We start from the raw sequence: 403 nt of genomic DNA on the forward strand, positions 1-403 counted from the left end.
GCGGCGTTATGTGTTTGATGGGTTTTTAAGGTCAACGCTACGATTTCATTGAGAATTCGTCCCGTGTTTTCGGCAAGTTGGCTTGGTCGAAATGGATGTTTGAACAACCTGAGATTGATCGTTTTCAAGGTTCTTGGGTTGCCTCACTTGAATTTTGGATCTGGTTTGTGTTGAGTTTCGTCAGTTTCAAATCGCTTTAATTGAAATGTCTTTTTGACGGATTTGCTTGCTGATATTCAGCTCTGAAAATCTGGTGAAGCAAAAAATTTAGCGGTTGCTGAAAAGGCGCTTTCTTTGTTGTCGATTCTGTAAGTGGCTCTCTTTGGCTCAGATCGCTGTGAAATTTAGGTTTTGGTAAGCATCGTTTTTGTACGTAACTTATTAAAATTCCTTCGTTTCTACG

The 403-nt window shown here is 40.0% G+C and carries 1 protein-coding gene; it reads right to left on the minus strand.

Translation table 11 applies throughout. The annotated features are described in order from the left end of the window. Window positions 1-196: 196 nt before the first annotated feature. The coding region (locus AACW06_RS20140) for a hypothetical protein (RefSeq protein WP_238336784.1) at window positions 197-403 on the minus strand (207 nt) is incomplete at its 5' end.

Origin of the sequence: Vibrio sp. S12_S33 (genome assembly GCF_963889785.1) — a bacterium.
Lineage (GTDB): Bacteria > Pseudomonadota > Gammaproteobacteria > Enterobacterales > Vibrionaceae > Vibrio > Vibrio aestuarianus.